The sequence below is a fragment of the Apibacter sp. ESL0432 genome (assembly GCF_019469225.1).
In the GTDB taxonomy this organism is placed as follows: Bacteria; Bacteroidota; Bacteroidia; order Flavobacteriales; family Weeksellaceae; genus Apibacter.
In genome coordinates this window covers 2,282,163-2,302,806 of sequence record NZ_CP048266.1, presented here as the reverse complement: position 1 = coordinate 2,302,806, position 20,644 = coordinate 2,282,163, and the positions used below count along the sequence as shown (strand labels likewise).

General features: G+C 31.6%; 12 protein-coding genes. 10 read left to right on the top strand and 2 right to left on the bottom strand.

Annotation, left to right across the window (positions count from 1 at the left end; all coding sequences use genetic code 11):
* The first annotated feature begins 90 nt into the window (after positions 1 to 90).
* From GYM73_RS09900 to GYM73_RS09865, 8 genes are all read left to right on the top strand, one after another.
* Positions 91 to 1,395, top strand: a complete 1,305-nt coding sequence (locus GYM73_RS09900; protein WP_220233738.1) for a peptidoglycan amidohydrolase family protein — start codon at positions 91 to 93, stop codon at positions 1,393 to 1,395.
* Between the two features lie 16 nt (positions 1,396 to 1,411).
* A complete protein-coding gene (locus GYM73_RS09895) occupies positions 1,412 to 2,680 on the top strand; it encodes a hypothetical protein (protein WP_220233737.1) in 1,269 nt (422 codons plus the stop codon).
* A gap of 42 nt (positions 2,681 to 2,722) precedes the next feature.
* The gene (locus GYM73_RS09890; RefSeq protein ID WP_220233736.1) at positions 2,723 to 3,556 is read left to right on the top strand and encodes a hypothetical protein; all 834 of its coding nucleotides are present in this window, start codon (positions 2,723 to 2,725) and stop codon (positions 3,554 to 3,556) included.
* An 897-nt stretch (positions 3,557 to 4,453) separates the two neighbouring features.
* Entirely contained in the window at positions 4,454 to 5,584 is a 1,131-nt protein-coding gene (gene tgt / locus GYM73_RS09885) for a tRNA guanosine(34) transglycosylase Tgt (protein WP_220233735.1), read from the top strand.
* The gene (locus GYM73_RS09880) at positions 5,581 to 6,681 is read left to right on the top strand and encodes an LptF/LptG family permease (protein WP_160557815.1); all 1,101 of its coding nucleotides are present in this window, start codon (positions 5,581 to 5,583) and stop codon (positions 6,679 to 6,681) included. Before tgt ends, GYM73_RS09880 begins: the two co-directional genes overlap by 4 nt.
* Before the next feature lie 25 nt (positions 6,682 to 6,706).
* The gene (locus GYM73_RS09875; protein WP_146105538.1) at positions 6,707 to 6,904 is read left to right on the top strand and encodes a hypothetical protein; all 198 of its coding nucleotides are present in this window, start codon (positions 6,707 to 6,709) and stop codon (positions 6,902 to 6,904) included.
* Between the two features lie 5 nt (positions 6,905 to 6,909).
* Positions 6,910 to 7,572 carry a tRNA (adenosine(37)-N6)-threonylcarbamoyltransferase complex dimerization subunit type 1 TsaB gene (gene tsaB, locus GYM73_RS09870; protein WP_160542993.1) on the top strand — a complete coding sequence of 221 codons (663 nt, stop codon included), beginning with the start codon at positions 6,910 to 6,912 and terminating at the stop codon, positions 7,570 to 7,572.
* 509 nt (positions 7,573 to 8,081) lie between these two features.
* On the top strand, positions 8,082 to 15,584 hold the full coding sequence (locus GYM73_RS09865) for an MBG domain-containing protein (protein ID WP_220233734.1): 7,503 nt from the start codon (positions 8,082 to 8,084) through the stop codon (positions 15,582 to 15,584).
* A 38-nt stretch (positions 15,585 to 15,622) separates the two neighbouring features.
* Here GYM73_RS09865 and lpxB read toward each other — a convergent pair whose 3' ends face one another.
* Positions 15,623 to 16,741 (bottom strand): lipid-A-disaccharide synthase, encoded by a 1,119-nt coding sequence (gene lpxB / locus GYM73_RS09860; protein WP_220233733.1) that lies wholly within the window; start codon positions 16,739 to 16,741, stop codon positions 15,623 to 15,625.
* A gap of 200 nt (positions 16,742 to 16,941) precedes the next feature.
* A complete protein-coding gene (locus tag GYM73_RS09855) occupies positions 16,942 to 17,721 on the bottom strand; it encodes an alpha/beta fold hydrolase (RefSeq protein ID WP_220233732.1) in 780 nt (259 codons plus the stop codon).
* A 94-nt stretch (positions 17,722 to 17,815) separates the two neighbouring features.
* Here GYM73_RS09855 and cycA point away from each other — a divergent pair, with 94 nt between their 5' ends.
* The gene (gene cycA / locus GYM73_RS09850) at positions 17,816 to 19,285 is read left to right on the top strand and encodes a D-serine/D-alanine/glycine transporter (RefSeq protein WP_317164177.1); all 1,470 of its coding nucleotides are present in this window, start codon (positions 17,816 to 17,818) and stop codon (positions 19,283 to 19,285) included.
* A gap of 233 nt (positions 19,286 to 19,518) precedes the next feature.
* Positions 19,519 to 20,337, top strand: coding sequence for a 1,4-dihydroxy-2-naphthoyl-CoA synthase (menB, locus tag GYM73_RS09845; protein ID WP_220233731.1), 819 nt, complete (start codon positions 19,519 to 19,521; stop codon positions 20,335 to 20,337).
* Positions 20,338 to 20,644: the final 307 nt, after the last annotated feature.

The window sequence follows — 20,644 nt, the reverse complement described above, 5'->3', positions numbered from 1 at the left end:
AAAATTTAAAATAAAGATAAATTTAACATAGACACTTGTGCACGAAAAGCACATTTTTTTGCACAATCTCGCGAAGAATCGGGCTTAGATTTGAAAGGAGCCTTAGAAGGTGAAAGTTTAAATTATGCTGCGCAAGATTTACCCAAACATTTAAAAGCTTTTCGGGCCAATCCGGCCTTGAATGAAAAAAGCCCTCCTAATGAATTAGCCTATCAATATGGAAGAACGGCTCAGCACCCGGCCAATCAAAGAAAAATAGCAGAAATAGCTTACGGCAATCGTAAGGAATTAGGAAATAAAGGAGGAGAAGACGGCTGGAGATTTAAAGGTCGGGGATTGCTTCAGATAACCGGGAGAGAGAATTACGGTAAAATTCAAGAGCAAATAGATCAACAAGCGCCCGACAGTGGTTTTAATGTATTTACCTCGGCAATTAATGAAAAAGGCTATACCCCGTATCAAGCTGCCCTAACCGGAATGGCCGACTGGTATAAAGATAAAATGTATTTGCAGGCAGATGAAACTGGGAATCTTTCCGATGATAAGGTAGTGGATCTGGTAATAAATATATTAAATAATAATACAGACTCACGTCCTAAAAGAAAAGTATGGTACAGAGGAGGAAAAGAAGAGAAATTATCCGTAGCCTTAGAAAACTCAACCAAGGTCCTATTTAAGGTAGCAGAATGTGAAAGGGTAGACAAGCCGTTAGACTATATTGATGGCGATTTAAAGATACAACAGGGAATAGACTGGTTATTAACCAAAGCCATAAGCCAGGAAGAAGCAAAAGCAGGAAAATCGTATAAAGTAAGATATGCCAACGATCAAAACCGAGTAGAAGAATCGGGAGAAAATACGATGGATTGTTCGGAATTAGTGTGCCGATATTTACAAAAAATAGAATGGAGTAAAAAGGTAATGGCAGGAAATACAAGGATACTGCACGACTTTGGTGAAAACTATTCGGAATATTTACTGAAACATGATGATATAAATTACAAACCTCAAAAGGGAGATATATTTATATGGAAAAATAAAAGCGGAGGAATGGGCCATACCGGGGTAATTATCGATTACGAAGAAAAAAAGATAAAAAAGAAAAATCAAGAAGGAAAAGAAGTAGAACAAACTCTGGAAATAGTCACCACCATCGAAGCAATCAGTTCTTCTGAAACTCCTTATGGAATGAGTAATGAATTAAAAATGAAAGGGGTTATTAAACTTAAATGGTTAAGAAAATCAAAACATTTAATCGGTCATCCTCTAAAAAATGGTAAAGGGCATGAGGTCTCACCTTGCCGTTTTTATACTCCTAAAGTTCACTTTAGTAAGGCAGAAAAAAAAATACGGTGGAAAGATCAAGGGTACACCTTTGAAATAAATAAAAAATAATAAAAAACAAAGAATTATGAGAAAGATATTGGTCTCATGTATACAAGTATTGGTTTTATTTTCTTGTCAAGGCCAAGAAAATAAAACGGCAATACAACTTAATAATGAAAATAAAGAAACAACAACAAAACCTATTGAAAAACCGACAGAAAATAAGCCCGTTATGAATAATGAAATAGATTTAAAAAAAATAGCCGAGCATATTGAACTGCAAAAACGGGTTTTTGTAGAAGATCATATTCCGGAAAACGAATATGTTGCCACCCGGGAAGATTTAGACTTGCAACAACCCTTAATTGAAAAAATGCTATTAAACAGCGGATATAAATTTCCGGAGTATGCCGAATTCAAAGAACGTGTAAAATATCTTTTTGGAATCGATCTGGATAAAAGCAAGGAAACAATAGTTGCGCTATATGGTGATGAACCTCTTTACCATAAAGATAAAGGTTTTACAGATAAAGAAATAAAATATATACTTTCCCAAACAACGAATCTAACCTTTGATAAGTATAAATATTCTTTTGCCTGGGATGGATGGAATTTATTTATAGATAAAGAAAGAAAAATAATAACCCCCATGGTTTTTCTGGAGGATTTAATAAAAATAAATAATATCGATAAAAAAGAGTATGCGATTAAACAAAACTTGAAAGTAATAACCTTAAATAAATACTTAATGTATGGAGATAAAGCCGGTTTGACATATTTACTCTCAAGGGAAAATGAATTGGCCCATGACTTATTATTAAATTTCAATTTTGATAAGGAAGATAAAATTAATAAAAGTGTTTTAGATAGCTTGTATAATCGATGTAATCCAAGAAGTTATGAGTTCGGCAGAGAGGTTACTAAATTAATTTTTATTGATAATGATCAAACGGATAATAAATTGTATATCAGAGAAGGAATATTAAAAACGATAGAACATATAACTAATGAAAATGAAGGCACCTATGCGATTGAATTAATCGACAGTACATTAAATTTATTCTGGAGTTTGGATAAAAGTGATTTAACTAAAGCGCAAAAAGAGTATAGATTTAAAAAAATAGGGTATATAGCCAATACCTGTGATCCTCTATTTAGGAAATATCATTTATCAAAAACCGTAAGGTGGGGAAGGGGAAATATCTTAGGTGCATATCACGCCTCATTAGAAGATTTGGAACCTTGGTATGATTTAAAAAACACCTTCATAGAAAACAACTACTATAATTTACCAAATCTAAAAGAAATGGTAGAATATGCGGAACAATTTAGTGATAAGGAAACTCCCGAATAATTTAAGCAAGGTACACGTAAAGACTCAGATATAATATAAATATTGGTATTCAAAAAGATTACATTTTGGGCTCAAGTAAATGCAGAGACGGGATTTTTTAAATTATCGCAAGAAAAACCGAGTAAATATAAATCCAATACTTCCTTTTATAAAGGGAGAGGATTGATTCAACTTACCGGTAATTTAAATAAGGATGGAACCGCTTATAGTGTTCCCGGACCTTATGAAAAGTATGGAAAATATTTAGCAGACAATGGGTATCTGAAAAATGAAGAGGAAGGAATATTTATCAGCGATCCTGATTTGATATCCAAAGATCTACATTATGCCATAGACAGTGCCGGTTGGGAATGGGAGGTTTTTAAAAGGGTTTCAAAATGGGAAGATAAAGACTATGATTCGGCTAAAATAAAAGAAGTTAAGGCATGGAAACGGGAGCGTTTTAGTAAAGGATTAGATCAAAGTTTAAATCGTTTGGCTTTGGTTATGGAAGAAAGCGGAGAGGAGGAAAATTATTTTTGGTTGCAATCTAAAATACTTAACGGATATTCGCCCGATCATAAAGATAAACCCGATCCGCATGGTTGGGAGAAACGTAAAGAAGGGCTTAGAAAGTTAAAAACATGGTTTAAGTACGACAAAGCCGTTTGTAGAGGGGAGAAAGAGTTGAAACTAGATACTGGAAATAGGGCGCCATGGATAAATATTGCATGGGAAGAATATAATAAATATAAAGGACTTATAGAAAAACAAAGTCCATTAAAAGAAAAAATAAGTATATATTTTAATGAAAATATATTTGAAGGTTATGAAAATTATTTAAATGATGAACCACAACCTTTAGATTATGAATCTAAAGCAAGACCGATAAAATAATAATTATTTTTTAAATAAAATTTAAAATAAAGACAACTTTAACATAGACACTTGTGCTCGAAAAGCACATTTTTTTGCACAATCTCGAGAAGAATCGGGCTTAGATTTGAAAGGAGCCTTAGAAGGTGAAAGTTTAAATTATGCTGCGGAAATTTTCATTAAACTTTAAATAGTTCATATTGGGCTTGCAAAGTTTTTAAATGAGTTCCAAAATGAAAAAAATAATTTAATTGATTAGAAACTACTAAAATAAGTTAAACAATAAAAAACACAGGATTGACTACTTTCACATAAATGTAAACCGAATTTGATGGATGGATTAAATGAAAGTTAAATTGACCTATAAGGGTACTATTCAATCAGTTTTGAAAACAATACAAAACAAAAAAATAAAATACCCGTTTAAAAGTCAATACTATATTTCTATATCTAATAAAATTTGAAATCAATTCACAACATTACATATTTTCCAACCCTTACGGGTACTTGCTATTTAATTTATACCATTATGATTTAAATTACCTAAAAGCGATTCACAACATTCTTACATCAAGTTGTTCACTAGTTGTTATTATGAAAACTCGGTATATCTAATAAAATTTGAAGCAATTCACAACACTAAGTATACTTCATTGTAATAATTAAAGTTGTGAATGATCACTAAAACATCATATTAAAAAAGCACTATCAGCATAACATCATCACTCTTTTAGAGACAAAATGATTACAATTTTGCAAATATATAAAAATTACCATTCTTTATCCAAGAATACTCTTTAATTAAATATCAAGCTCTACATTTAAAAAGCAAAATAGTCGAAATTAACAGGTTACCTTAAATGTTAAAAAACATCCTTTTTTAGAATATTTTTTAAATCAGTTTATATATTTGCATTTATGTTTTTTAGTAGTAACATTAAGGATAAAAATTCTAAAGCAAGAGCAGGTATTTTGCAAACCGATCACGGAAAAATAGAAACCCCTATTTTTATGCCGGTTGGAACGGTTGGATCAGTAAAATCAGTACATCAGAGAGAACTAAAAGAAGATATTAAAGCCCAGATCATTTTAGGAAATACTTATCATCTATATCTTAGACCGGGCACCGATATATTATACAAGGCCGGTGGGTTACATAAATTTATCCATTGGGATCGTCCTATCCTTACAGATAGTGGCGGTTATCAAGTATTTTCTCTTTCTCAAACTCGGAAAATCCAAGAAGAAGGAGTAAAATTTAAATCACACATTGACGGTTCGTATCATTTTTTTACACCTGAAAAATCTATGGAAATCCAACGGTATATCGGAGGGGATATCTTTATGGCGTTTGATGAATGTACCCCCTATCCTTGCGATTATTCCTATGCTAAAAATTCATTGGAAATTACACATAAATGGCTTAAACGTTGTGTGAAATGGTGTGATGAAAATCCGGAATTTTATAATTACAAACAACATTTATTCCCTATTGTACAAGGAAGTACCTTCGATGATTTACGCAAATTTTCAGCAGAATTTATTTCCTCTGTCAATGCGGATGGTAATGCTATTGGTGGGTTAAGCGTTGGAGAACCGGAAGAAGAAATGTATCGTATCACCGATTTGGTAACCGATATTTTACCTCTTGAAAAACCGAGATATTTAATGGGTGTGGGTACTCCATGGAATATTTTGGAATCCATTTCTTTAGGTATTGATATGATGGACTGTGTAATGCCTACTCGAAATGCCCGAAACGGTATGCTATTTACCTGGGATGGCGTTATTAATATTAAAAACAAAAAATGGGCGGATGATTTTTCCGAGCTGGATCCTAAAGGTACTGTTTTTGTTGACCATGATTACTCAAAAGCCTATCTAAGGCATTTGTTTTCTGCTAATGAATTTTTAGGAAAACAAATTGCTTCTGTACATAATCTTGCGTTTTATTTAGACTTGGTTAAAACCGCTCGTAAACATATTATAGAAGGTGATTTTACAAGTTGGAAAAAATCGGTCATTCCGCAGCTAAGAAACAGATTATGATTACTATTTTAGACCGGTATATTATTCGAAACTTTCTGGGAACCTTGTTTTTCATGCTGCTTCTTTTAATTGCTGTTTTTGTAATTATTGATATTCAAAGTCATTATCAGGAATTCAGCGAAAACGGATTTTCCGTATTGGATACCCTAAAATTATATTATCCGTTTTATGTTATTTGGGCAGTAAATGTTTTTGCATCCATACTGGTTTTTATTTCAGTAATTTATTTTACCTCTCGAATGGCAAATAATACGGAAATTGTTGCCATTACCAGCTCAGGGACCAGTTTTTTCAGATTTTCACGACCCTATTTTATCGTGGGAATTATGATTGCGTTAGGTTCTTTCATGACCAATCATTTTCTTCTTCCTTGGGCAAACATTAAAAAGAATGAGTTTAATGTAAAAATTCTTACCGGAAACAAAAAAGATGCTTATATGGCCAATCAAAATATATCTGCACAAATTTCTCCTACAGAATATATTTTCGTTAACAGCTATAATCGTCAAATGAAGAGAGGAACGGGATTTTTATATCAGAAATTTAATGAAAAAAGAATATTGCTGCATGAATTACGTTCTGCTGAAATTTATTGGTCAGAAGAAGACAATACCTATGTCTTAGGCAACTATTACGAAAAGGAAATGTCTTCTAATGGAAATATAGTATCTTTAAAAAACGGAAGTACTTTAAAAAAACATTTTAATTTTACTCCTGATGAATTACTGCCTGAAGCCTTTGTAGCAGAAACTATGAATACTCCTGAATTAAGAGAGTTTATAAAAAAAGAAAAGATGAGAGGTGCTAATAATGTAAATATCTATCTTAATGAGCTTCATCAAAGAACCAGCTCATCTGTAGCTGTAGTTATTCTTACATTCCTTGCCTTATCTCTTTCTTCAACCAAAAAAAGAGGCGGATTAGGAATAAATTTAGCGATTGGTATATCCTGTGCTTTTTTATATATATTTTCTTTCCAAGCCTTGCAAGTATTCTCTTCCAAAGGAATTTTACCTTCTTGGTTTGCAGTATGGCTCCCTAATATTATTTTTGGTATAATTACTTTAGTCTTGTATGTAAAACGCGCATACGCATAAAAAAATAAATAATACTACTAATACGATGAAAAAAAAGATTGCAAATTTTATAGCATTTATAATTGGTATTTATTTTATTATCCGTTCGTTTTTCTGGTATAACCGCTCGCAAGGTGATCCCTCACAAAATAATTTTTTTGCGATCGTTTATTTTTGCATTGGAATAGTTGCCATTATCATTCAATTAGTTGTAAATTACCGTAAGAAAAAGAAAAAACAGTAATGGCAATCAACATTCTTCATATAGAAACCTCTTCAAAAAACTGTTCGGTAGCGATTGGAACTGACGGTAAAATAAATTCATATTGTGAAGAAATATCCCAAGATTATAAACATAGCGAAAATCTTCATTTATTTATTCAATGGGCTCTTGAAGGTGCAGAATTAGCACTTTCAGATATCCATGCCGTCTCTGTTGGAAAAGGCCCCGGATCTTATACGGGTTTACGTATAGGATTAGCATCAGCCAAAGGGTTTTGTTTTGGAAATGATATCCCTCTAATCTCCATAAACTCTTTATATATTTTAGCCGTTCCCTATTTAAATTCCGAGTACGATTATATTATCCCTGTTATTGATGCGAGAAGGATGGAAATATACACGTCTGTCTTAAATAAAAAAGGTGAATATTTAATTGAGACTCATGCTCATATTTTAAATGAAAAATCTTTTGAACAAATAAGTTCAAAGAAAGTACTCTTTGTTGGAGATGCTGTTGAAAAAACTGAGAATTTCTTGAAAGAAACTTCATTTCCTTTGGAAAACGCTACCTTTATTAATGCTTATCCTCAAGCAAAAAATATGGTTGATCTCTCATATAAAAAATTCCAACAAACTATATTTGAAGATGTTGCCTATTTCGATCCTTTGTATTTAAAAGATTGGAAATAGTTTTCTCAAATAACTATTCCAAACTAGATCTTTATACTTTTAAAGTAAAGTTGATTGTAATAACTTATCTAATTACATTTACTCTATACTAATGTAGCCCAATAATTTAAAAAATGTTTTTTTAATTTTAAAATTATTTCTACAATAAGATTAAAAATTATTTTTTTATAAAATTATTTTTATAAAATAAAATCTATTATATAATTCTTACACATTTAATTTATATCTATTAACAATAATTCATCTAAATATAAATAATTTTATTATATAATAAGTAATTTTATACGAATATTCAGATAAACACCTTAATAATAATATAGAAATATTTGTATTTTTGCAAAATTGTGTGTGTGTAATTAGTTTTAGTTTATGTTATTTAAATAGTTCTTACTATCAATTTATTATATTTGTTCATATATTTCTATTTAAATATTCTTTATTAATCAGATTACTTCATTCACTTTGATAATTTAATTAATTATTTAATTTTTTTGATCAATAGTTGATTTATGAAACATCTATATTTTGTTCTTATTTTACTGCAAACTATAGGCATTGGGTCCCTTTATTCGCAAGAAAAAAATTCAATACTTACAGAATCTTCTCAAACACTTAAAGAAAGAACCTACCAACATCTAATTATGTATGGACAAAGTTTGTCCACCGGAGCTCAATCGTATCCCGCTATATCTACCGAAAATATTGAGGGAAACTATATGATAGGAGATCAAGTCTGGATCGAGCAGGGAAATACCCATTTCACGGACTTTAATCCGTTGAAAGCTTCCACTGCTATAATGTACCAAAATTATCCTAAAAACAGAGCATCCATCACGTTGGCGGAAACTCCTTTGGTAGGCCTGGTAAACCATTTACAATTAAAGCAACCCAAAGCAGGTATTAAATATCTGGCTTCTTCCGATGGAGAAAATGGAAAAAGCATTGAAGCTTTATCTAAAAATGGGGCTTTACAAAAAAATTATTATAATGATTATTTTTTAAAATCAGTTGAATCTGCTGCAAATATTGCCCGATCTAATGGTTACAAAATGGTCACTCCGGCTATTTTTTGGCTTCAAGGAGAATACAATTATTTTACTCTTCATGATGATAATAAAAGTGGTGCTACTCTTGACAAATACGGTTATAAAAAGCTTCTGGTTGAATTAAAAAATGATATGCAGAAAGATATCATGAATGCTTATGGGCAAACTAAAAAACCGGTTTTTATTACGTATCAAGTAGGATCGTTACGAAATGATGATAATCTCAATATTGGACTCGCTCAATTAGAGTTATCAAATACATATGATGACATTATAAATGCCGGCCCAATTTATCATTTGCCACACAGAGGAATTCATATGGATGCCAACGGATACAGATGGTATGGTGAAATGTTGGCAAAAGTGTATTATAAAACCCAAGTACTAGGCGAAGATTTTAAACCTTTACAACCTAAACAAATCTATCGTATATCTTCGAATTCAGTGGGGATTATATTTCATGTACCTCAACCACCTATGGTATTTGATACCAATCTTGTGCAAGCACTTCCCAATTATGGATTTAAAATAAAGAATAACGGGGTGGAACAAAAAATATCTGAGGTAAAAATTGATTCGAATAATAATACGATAATTATTTCTTGTACAAATGCTATTACCGGAAATGTAGAGGTCATATACGGGCAGCAAAATATATTTCATAATAAAAAATTATTGATTAAAGCCGGAAACCTAAGGGATAGTGATAACTATCCTGCTTTTTTTACTTATGTAGATTTGGATGCTAAAAAGGATGGCGAATATATCTATCCCAGAGAAAAATCAGAAACAACCTTAAGACCGGACAATGAACCTAAAGACAAAGACGGGAGTTTTTTACATGGTAAACCTTATCCGTTATATAATTTTAGTGTAGCATTCAGTTATACTCTGGATGCCAATAGAACTTCAGTTTTTATGCCCGGTTTCAGATCCAAACAAGACATTTTATATGTTAAAAAAGGTAGTAATGGAGACGGGAGCTCTTGGGAAAACGCTTTGGGAGAATTAGCTGATGCTTTAAAAATTGCTGAAGAGCAAAATATGGGTAATAAGATACAGGTTAACCAAATATGGGTTGCAAAAGGTTCTTATTCTCCATTATATACTGCAGGTGATGGAGGAAATGCTAATGATCGATCATTTGTATTACCAAAAAATGTAGAAATTTATGGTGGATTTACTGGAACAGAAACATCCGTTAGTCAAAGAGATTGGATAAATAATAGTACTACACTTCAAGGGGATAATGTTTACCATGTTGTTATTTCATCAGGAGATGCCGGAAAAACTGTTCTTGACGGATTCACTATAAAAGGAGGTAATGCAAGCCTAGCTACTAATGCATGTAATAAAAAGCCTTTTAATACCCTTTGTCACATTATGCTAAATAATAGTTGGATTTTTACAGGATATGGAGGAGGAGTTTATCTTTCCAATTCATCGCCCAAACTAAAAAATTTGATTATTGAAGAAAACAAAGCAGTGAATGCCGGAGCCGGTTTAATAATTGATGTATCAAACCCTTTATTAAGCAATGTTACAATAAAAGATAATATATTAAAAGGTAGTGAGGTAATTGGTGGTGGTGGTGTTTATAATTACAAATCATCACCTAACCTAGTTAATGTTACCATTAATAATAATAAAATTGAAGCAACTAATAGTACTGTTGGTGCCGGAATATATAATCATGAATCAATACAACCCAAACTAACTAATGTACTAATTGCTGATAATTCTATTACCATTTATTCCAAAAATAAATATGTAATTGGTAGAGGTGGAGGTATTTTTAATAAAAAATCCGGTTTATTATTAACTAACTCTTTAATTGTTAGAAATAAATCCCACATAGGTGGAGGTATTTATATGGAAGAAACAGATGGATCTAAATTTACAAATGTCACTGTTTCAGACAATGAAGTTTTGGCTAACAGAGGAAGTGGTTTATATTGTAATTCTGCTGACCCAACAATTTACAATAGTATTATTTGGGGCAACAAACCCAATACAACCTCAAATGATGAAGGTAAAAAACCTATTTTTAATTATAGTTTAGTTCAGTACAATTTTTCCACCGATAATTTTAATTTAAGCGGTCAAACAGATCCTTTATTCGAAGACGGATATAAATTAAATCTAAACAGTCCGGTTATAAATAAGGGTAATAATGAGTATATAACTGCAACGAATAAAGACTTAGACAACAACCCTCGAATTGTTAACAAAACCGTAGATATAGGTGCTTATGAATATCAAAATGAAACCTCATGTAACAGCTTTAATGATATTACAATTAATGACACAGAAATAACATATGATGGAACACCTAAAGAAATTGTTTTAAATGATCTTCCGGATCATATAAGTGCAGAAATCAAATATAAAGGTATCGGGAATACTTCTTATAATGAAAGTTCTGATGCTCCTATTGATGCCGGAACTTATTTAGTAATCGTTCAATTAAAAAATAATTCTGAATCAACTGATTGCGAAATAACCCTTACGGCAAATTTGACTATTAAAAAAGCTATAACTGAAATTGTTTCGGATGATTTATATACCTACACTTTCGATGGAAAAGAAAAGAAAGTATTCGCTTCCCATAATCATACTGATTCTTCAATTACCTATGAACCCCAACAAGAATATGTAAATGCCGGAGGGTATACCATAACAGCAAAATCTGCTGAAACAAAAAATTACCTTGCCGCAAAAAAAGATATTATATTAGTTATAGAAAAAGCAAACTTTACTAATATATCATTACCTGAAATGAGTGTTACTTATGATGGTTTAGAAAAATCTATGGAGGTTACCGGAACTGTACCGGCAGAAACCGATATAGTGTATGAATACGAAGGCATTAATGCAACATCCTACCCTAAACAAAAAAATAAACCAGTAAATAGCGGTACTTACCTTGTAACGGCAACAGTAAGTAACCCTAATTATAATACCCTGTTGATACATGGTAAATTACTAATTAATAAGGCAAATTTTAACGGTATTAAACTTAACGAGAAAGTAACTACTTACAATGGTGATAAACATAATAATGTTATCACTGTTTCAGATAAACTTCCCAACAATACCGAAATAAAATATGAATACGAAGGAGTTAATCATACTTCATATCCTAAAAATACAGAAGAACCGATTAATTCCGGTACATACCTGGTGACAGCCACTATAACAAACAATAATTATAATACACTGATTCTAAACAACTACCTTATAATAAACAAAGCTGAAGCAATTATTACAGCTGAAGACGAACAAAGTTTTATTTATGATGGTAATGAGAAAAATATAAGTGCCACTCTTAATCATTCGGAAAGCCAACTTCAATATTTACCTAAAAATAAATACATTAATGCAGGAGACTATGAAATAAACATTGAAGCTCCGGAATCAGATAATTACCAAAAGGCCAGCAAGAAAGTAATATTAAAAATTAAAAGGGCAAAAACTGTAATTACAGCCCAAAGCATACAAATATATACATATGACGGCAAGGAAAAAACTGTTACCGGTTCTATTAATCATAAGGAAACCACCATTGATTCTCATCCCCAAAAAGGATATATTAATGCCGGAGAATATTCAATAACATTAAAAACAAAACAAACCAAAAATTATGAAGCAGCATCATTAGATGTAAAATTAATTATTGAAAAAGCACAATCCATAATTTCTGCCGAGAATATACAAACCTTTTTCTATAATGGTAAACAAAGAAACATTTCTGCAACTTTAAACCATAACGAGGTAGATTTAACCTTTAGCCCTCAAAAAGGCTTTACTGAATCAGGTTCTTATGATATTGTTATAAATGCACCCGCTTCAACAAATTATGAATCCGTTTCAAAGAAAGTTAAACTTATAATTAAAAAAGCGGAGGCTTTAATCACCGCTAACGAAATTCAAACATATACTTTTGATGGAACAGTAAAAAATGTAGTTGCTCAATTAAACCATGACGAAGCCATACTAACTTATTCTCCACAAAGGGGATATACAGATGTCGGTTCCTATAAAATTATTGTTAATGCTCCTTCTACCTCTAATTATGAAGCTGTTACAAAATCCATTACTTTAAATATTAATAAAGCTGTTTCTTATCCATCAACGATTAAATTAGAAAGTAAAACATTTACTTATGATGGTAATCCACATAGTTTATTTGTTGAAGGTTATCCGGAAGGCACACAAATTAATTATGAAAATAATGATAAAATTAAAAGTGGAACATATACAGTAACCGCCACTTTAATACATAAAAATTATAAAGATGCTCAATTATTCGCTCAATTAATTATTAATAAAGCTCCTTCAATTATATCCGCTGAAGATTTACAAAATTTCACTTATGATGGTAAAGAAAAAGTTGTAACGGCTTCGCTAAATCATAATGAGACATCCTTATCTTATTTTCCACAACAAGGATACAGTCAGGCGGGTAAATATACAATCACCGCTAAAGCTGCAGAGTCTAATAATTATAAACATTCTTCAAAACAAATCGTTTTAAACATTGAAAAAGCTAATGCTGAAATTTCGGCCGATGAGGTACAAACATTTACTTATGATGGAAATTTAAAAAAGATATCAGCTACACTTAATCATAATGAAACCGAATTAACCTTTTCACCGGTAAACGGATTTACAAATGCCGGAGAATATACAATTACCATTTCTGCTAAAGCAACTGATAATTATAAATCTGTTTCTAAAACCGTAATTTTAAGAATTGAAAAAGCAGAGGCTTCCATTATTGCTGATGATACGCAAATATTTACATATGATGGTTCTGTTAAAAATGTAAAGGCTATTTTAAATCATAAAGAAGCTCATGTAACATATAGTCCTAAACAAGGATATACTGAGGTAGGATCCTATGCTATTACAGCTAATGCTCCTGAAACATCTAATTATAAAAAAGTTTCTAAGGAAATTACACTGAAAATTAATTATCCTAACAAATTCCCGGCTTCTGTGAAATTGGAAAATAAATCTTTCACATACAACGGAGAACCTCATAACTTAGTAATTTCCGGATTACCGGAATCTACCCAAGTTACATATGTAAATAATGAACATATAAAGGCCGGCTCATACTTGGTTACAGCGATATTAACTCATCCTAATTATGGTAAAGCAGAGTATACCGCTACCTTAACCATTGATAAGGCTAAGGCAATTATTTCCGCTGATGATGTACAATCATTTATCTATGATGGTTTAGTTAAGAATGTTACAGCTACCCTTAATCATACGGAAACTGATTTAATTTATTCACAAGGTTATATTAATGCCGGGGAATATACTATAACAGTGAGTGCGCCTGAATCTGATAATTATAAGGAAGTTTCTAAAATAATTACTTTAAAAATTGAAAAAGCTACTACAATAATTTCAGCCGAAGAGATACAAATTGCCACCTATGATGGAACAGTTAAAAAAGTTAATGCTTACCTAAATCACAACGAAACAGCAATCAATTTTGTCCCTAATGAAGGCGGCTATATCAATGCAGGAACTTATAAAATAACCATTGAAGCTCCAGCCACTCAAAATTATAAGGCAGCATCCAAAACTGTAACATTAAAAATTAATAAGGCTGATGCTGAAATTATGGCTCCGGAATTCCAAACATATGATTATGATGGAACCGTTAAAAAAGTTACTGCCAGACTTAATCATGACGAAGCGGTAATTTCCTATGCACCTCAACAAGGATATACAGATATAGGAATTTATATAATTACGGCCAGTGCTCCTGAAACTACTAATTACAATAAAGTTTCAAAAGATATTAAATTAAAAATTGTTGCAACTAATTCATTTCCGGCTTCTGTCTTATTGGAAAGTAAATCATTTATATATGATGGCAAACCACATAGTTTATTGCTTACAGGTATACCGGAATCAACTCAAGTTTCTTATGAAAACAATGGTCATACAAATGCCGGTTCCTATTTAGTTAAAGCTAAATTAAATCACCCTAATTATGGTACTGCAGAATATACGGCGACTCTCACCATCGATAAAGCTCCGTCCATTATTTCCGGTTCTGATACGCAAACATTAACTTATGATGGTTCTGTAAAAAATGTGACAGCTACCCTGAACCATACAGAATCAAATTTAATTTATAGTCCACAAGAAATTAGAAATGCAGGAGAATATGTTATTACCGTTTTTGCTCCGGGGTCCAAAAATTACAAAGAGGCATCCAAACAAATAACTCTAATAATTAAAAAGGCAGTGGCAAAGATTTCTGCTGATAAAAGTCAAAAATTTACATATGACGGTTCTGCAAAATATGTAACAGCGACCTTGAATCATACGGAAACTAATTTAATTTATACGCCACAGAGCTTTATTAATGCAGGTATACATAAAGTAACCGTAAGTGCTCCTGAAACTCAAAATTATTTGGAAGTATCTAAGCAAATATCTTTAATAATTGAAAAGGCTAAGTCTGTTATTTCTGCTGATGACATACAAACTTTCATTTATGATGGTTCGGTGAAAAATGTTCAAGCCAATTTAAATCATATAGAAACTAATTTAATTTATTCTCCTCAACAAGGATATATTGAAGAAGGTTCTTATGATATTACCATTACCGCTAATGAAAGTTCAAATTATTTATCTTCTTCTAAAAATGTAAAACTAGTTATAAATAAGAATTCACTGGGAGTAGATGATATTACAGTTGAAGATGAAGAAATTAAAATAGCACCGAATCCGGTTTCAACTACTTTAAAAATAGCTTTCTCAAAACCACTGGCTAAAAAAGAAGCAATTAGCATCTATGACCTTATGGGTAGATTAATTATGGAAACCACCATTGTTCCGGGAGAAAAAATTAAAGAAATCGATTTTAACGGTTATTATTCCGGTGTTTATATTTTAAAATATAAAAACAAAGTATTTAAAATCGTTAAAGAGTAAAATAATTTTCAAATAACTACAAAAAAAGGATTCCTAAATTAGGAATCCTTTTTTAATTCTTCAACTATCAGTTTTGCCGTTCGAGAGGAAGCTCCGGAGTCTCCCAGCTTATGCCTGAGCTCTAGATAATTCTTTTTAATGCTTACTGCATTTTCCGGCTCCAATATTTTAGTTAATTCACTCTTTAAATTATTGTAATTTAAATCATCTTGGATAAGCTCGGTTACTACTTTTCGATCCATGATTAAATTAACTAAAGAAATATACTGTATATGCTTTATTAATCTTTTGGCTATTTCATAAGAAATTCTACTGCCTTTATAACAAACCACTTCAGGCACATTCAGTAAAGCAGTTTCCAGGGTAGCTGTTCCGGAGGTAACTAAAGCAGCTTGAGATATCCTCAATAAATTATATGTTTGATTGGAAACGATCTTTACATGTGAATTCAAAAATTGTTGATAAAACTCTATTTCAATAGAGGGCGCACCTGCAATGACAAACTCATAGGATAAAAAATCTTTTTCCACCGATAACATTTGAGATAACATCTTTTTAATCTCTTGTTTTCTACTACCCGGCAGTAATGCTATTATGGGCTTATCCGAGAGACCATGCTCCTTTCTGAATTTATTTTGATCAAGTTCCGGTAATGAATTTAAAGCATCTAATAAAGGATGCCCCACAAAATCCACCGGATAATTATATTTAGCATAAAAATCTTTCTCAAAAGGAAGAATTACAAACATTCGATCAATATATTTTTTAATAATCTTTACCCTTCCGGATTTCCAGGCCCATAATTGAGGAGATATATAATAAAATGTTTTTATCCCTAATTTTTTCACACTTTTACAAATGCGAAGATTGAATCCGGGATAATCAATAAAGATGACACAATCGGGTTTATATGCAGTAATATCTTTTTTACATAAGTTAATATTACCCAGTATAGTACCTAAATTAGCCACTACTTCAAGAAAGCCCATAAAAGATAAATCCTTATAATGTTTAACCATTATTCCCCCTTGAGCTTGCATTAAATCTCCTCCCCAGAAACGAAATTCTGCGTTTTGATCCTCTTTTTTAATTTCTTTCATGAGGTTAGAACCATGTAAATCTCCTGAGGCCTCTCCCGCAATTATGTAGTATTTCATATTATTTAAAATTTAAGGTAGAAAATGTTCGAACCATCCTTCTTACTCTTGTAAAGATACGTTCTTCCTACTTTTCAATAATCAATCTGTCTCCAACGTATTTTAAATTTCTCTTATACTAATTTTTACAATTCTTAGATTAGAATGTACGTGTAAAAAATTTCTTCTTATAACTTAAACGCGGATAAAATCTTTATAAATTAAGATTGAAGAAAAGTGGTTACAGTTTCATAAAAAACTGTAGGATTATCTACTTGAACCCAATGACCTGCATGGGGGATAACAACTGTTTTTTCATTTGGAAATTGTTGACGTATCGAAAATTCATCTTCCTTCAAAATATAATTAGACTTTTCTCCGGCAATAAATAAAGTAGGACCTTCATATTTTCCAAAAGAAATTGTATTATTTATTAACTGATTGTATTTCTCTTTTAAGGTTTTTAAATTAAAACGAAAATCGAAACGGTTATCTTCCGTTCTGTAAACATTTTTCATTAAAAACATTAATATTCCGGCATCACTTATATGCTGAGATAACATGTTTTCAACATCTTTTTTTTCATTTACCTTTGAAAAATCAACGCTTTCCAATGCCTTGAAAATTTGCTGATGATGTGGAGGATAGGCTTTAGGAGCCATATCAACAACTATTAATTTTTCAACAAGATCAGGGTGTTTAACAGCGCATTCCATGACAGCCTTTCCCCCTAAAGAATGCCCTAATAAAATGGCTTTATCTAATGAATAATGTTTCATATAATTAACAATATCATCAGACATGGTTGTGTAGCTCATCTCATCCGAATGAAAACTCCTTCCGTGATTTCGTAAATCGATAAGATGTACTTCATTGGTTTCAGAAAATTTTTTTCCTAAAGTCCCCCAATTGTCCAACATTCCAAATAAACCGTGAAAAATCAATAAGGGCATTTTTCCGGGATTATAAAATATTTTTGAATTTAAGACACGATTTTCCATTGAATTATCTTTTTTACAAAAATATGGATATTCTTAAATATACTTATTTTTTAAATAGAAACACAAATAGGTTTTAATTTATATATGAAACTTCATAAAAAAATGTAATTTTATACTATATTTTATCAACAAAACAATTAATTATTACATAACTAAGAAAAAAATTGAACACATGAATAATTCCAACAATCAGTTAAAAAGGAGTTTAACTAACAGACACATACAGCTCATTGCAATTGGAGGAGCTATCGGAACGGGATTATTTATGGGATCGGGAAAAACCATAAACTTGGCCGGTCCATCAATTTTATTGGTGTATACCATTATAGGTTTTATTTTGTTCTTTGTCATGAGAGCCATGGGCGAATTGCTCCTTTCCAATCTTAACTATAAATCTTTTGTCGATTTTACTACCGATTTATTAGGCCCTATGGCAGGTTTTTTTATGGGATGGACATATTGGTTTTGCTGGATAGTTACCGGAAGTGCTGATTTAATCGCTATTTCCGGATATGTAGAATATCTTTTTCCGAATATGGTTGCGCCCTGGATTCCGGCCTTAGCTTGTATAATATTATTCTTATGTTTAAATCTATTAACTGTTAAGCTTTTTGGAGAAACAGAATTTTGGTTTGCCATAATTAAAATTATTGCCATAATTTCCCTTATTGCAATCGGTATACTATTCATAATTAATCATTTCAAATCTCCATCCGGAGTAACTACCTCGCTTTCCAATATATGGAACGATGGCGGATTTTTCCCTACCGGGTTTACCGGATTTGTTGCGGGATTTCAAATCGCCGCTTTTGCATTTGTTGGAGTAGAATTGGTAGGAACGACAGCTGCTGAGACTAAAGATCCGGAAAAAACTCTTCCCAGAGCCATTAATGCCATTCCTGTTCGAGTTATTCTATTTTATGTACTTTCTTTAGCCGTAATCATGTCGGTAATGCCTTGGAGAACTATAGACCCCGACAAAAGTCCTTTTGTTGTTTTATTTTCTTTTGCCGGAATAACTGCTGCATTCAGTATAACTTATTTTGTAGTACTTACTTCCGCTGCTTCTTCTGCTAACAGCGGAATATTTTCAACCAGTAGAATGTTATACGGTCTTTCGTTAAGTAAAAAAGCACCTGTTTATTTCCGAAAACTTTCCAAAGCTTCAGTTCCTTCCTATGGGTTAACGTTCTCCTGCATCTGTTTGCTCCCTGCCGTACTAATCCTTTGCTATGGAAACGAAAATATAATGTATGCCTTTACATTGGTAACTACGGTAGCTACCGTACTTTTTATTTTTATTTGGTCTATGATCCTCATATCCTATATTTCATTCCGAAAGAGAAAACCCGAACTTCACCGAAAATCAAATTATAAAGTTCCCGGAGGTCTTCTATCCATTTATTTATCCTTATTGTTTTTCTTATTTCTCATTGTGGCTTTTTGGTTTAAAGAAGACACAAGACAGGCTCTCATTTTTACTCCTTTATGGTTTATATTATTGGGAATTTGCTACTCAATAATTCCTAAGCAAATAAAAAACCAGTGGAAAGCACATTTTTAGAATTTTATACCTTTTATCAAGTAAAAAGATTTTCTAAAATCAATTAGTTCAAACAATAAGTGATCTTTACTAATCATTTAAGATTTTAAATTGTTTACAGAGTTAATTTAAAAAGCTTTGTCCGTTATCCCTAAAATTCGATAAAACACAAGAAGGCATACTACTCTTACTTTTATAATAGGTATTAAATACCTAAATTTGAAAATTATCAATGAAAATAAATCTAATACAATATGGCTAGAAATTGGGAAACTATAAAAGAATACTCTGATATTTTATTTGAATACTGGAATGGAATTGCAAAAATAACTATTAATCGACCGGAAGTTTATAATGCTTTCCGTCCGGAAACCAATTTTCAAATGATTGAAGCAATGGAATACTGTCGAGAGCATCCCGAAATTGATGTAATCATTCTAACCGGATCGGGAGATAAAGCCTTTTGCAGCGGAGGTGATCAAAATGTGAAAGGTGTTGGCGGCTACGTAGGAGAAGATGGAGTGCCTAGATTAAATGTATTGGAATTACATAAAAAAATAAGGGAAATTCCTAAACCGGTAATTGCTATGGTAAACGGATATGCTATCGGAGGAGGACATGTGCTTCATGTCGTTTGTGATTTAACAATAGCTTCCGAAAACGCTAAATTTGGACAAACCGGTCCGAAAGTTGGAAGCTTTGACGGTGGTTTTGGTTCATCGTACCTTGCCAGAAGTATTGGTCAAAAAAAGACAAGAGAAATATGGTTCCTATGCCAACAATATACCGCTGAAGAAGCTAGAGAAATGGGAATGGTAAATAAAGTTGTTCCTTTGGAACAACTTGAAGACGCCACCATAGAATGGTGTGAAATCATGCAGCAACGAAGTCCAATGGCATTACGTATGATAAAACGATGTTTAAATGCTGAACTCGACGGGCAGCATGGTCTAATGCAATTAGCCGGAGATGCTACCCTTATGTATTATTTAATGGATGAAGCCCAAGAAGGTAAAAAAGCTTTCTTGGAAAAACGTAAACCCGATTTTAAAAAATTCCCTAAATTTCCTTAATAATATTAAAAAAGTTCCTTGATTAAGGAACTTTTTTTATTTGAATATGAAAATACTTCGTTTTATATCGTTCATACAAAATAATATCATTTTAAAACTACAACAATAATTTTTAACTATTAGCAACCTTATTATAAATGATGAAATAATTTCATTGATTATCAAGTCTGTTAGTTCTACATACTCATATCTTTCATTTTACAATTGGTAAAGATAGTATACAAAAAAATACAGGTCATTAAATCTATTTTATTTTCCATCGTTAAATATCACTATTTCTCCCTTATAAAATTTTACCATTACTTAC